A 764-nucleotide genomic window follows, 5' to 3' on the forward strand; every position below is an offset into this window, starting at 1 on the left:
GGGGAGAGGCTGCCGGGGTGAGGGGTGCGGGACGTGGTGCCCGCGCCGGCGTGCGCCGTGGTGGAACAGTTGAGCTGTGGGCCCCCCGAGGGATGGAATGCCCCCGAAGTTGGGTAAAAACGCTGTGGCGGCCCCACTGTTCATGATTCCCTCTAAAACGCCAATGCAGCCAACGCAGCCCCCAGGACGTCTCGCGGACGCCTCGTACCGGCCGGGCCGGCTGGGCTGACACGGCCAACTCCCCTCATTTGCGTGTTAGCGGAGCCGACCCATGCTCACGACCCTGAACACCAGTTACAGCGATACGCGCGCTGCCGACCTCGCCTGGGCCCTGGGGCGCGAACCGCTTCCCGCCCTGGCCACCCTCGACCTCGAACTGACCGGCGCGAAGCTCCAGTTGAGACTGCTCGGCGCCTCCCACCAGGTCCTGCTGGAGGAGGAGCGCGGCCTGTGCTCCGAGACCGTGGCCTGCATCCCCGGCTCCAGCACCCCGCTGCCGCTCGGCGTCGCCAAGCGCGTCGGCGACTGGGAGTACGAGTTCGCGGCGCGCGTCGAGATGCTCACCCCGGGCTCCTTCGCGGGCCGCGCCCAGGAGTTGCTCGCCCTCGTCTCCGAGCACCCGCACGGACTCGCGGGCGTCTTCCCGGGCAGCCCGCACGCGTTCACGGCGATGCTGGCCCAGCGGCACCAGGACCATGTGCACTGGCGCACCTGGCACGCCTACCCGCAGGACGGCCAACTCGTCGCCACCCGGACCCGGGTGG

At 70.9% G+C, this 764-nt stretch carries 1 protein-coding gene; it reads left to right on the forward strand.

All coding sequences use genetic code 11. The features are described 5' to 3' along the window. Window positions 1-271: 271 nt before the first annotated feature. The coding region (locus CCN72_RS36280; RefSeq protein WP_086812608.1) for a DUF2617 family protein at window positions 272-764 on the forward strand (493 nt) is incomplete at its 3' end.

The sequence above is a fragment of the Streptomyces murinus genome (assembly GCF_002154555.1).
Classification (GTDB): Bacteria; Actinomycetota; Actinomycetes; order Streptomycetales; family Streptomycetaceae; genus Streptomyces; species Streptomyces murinus.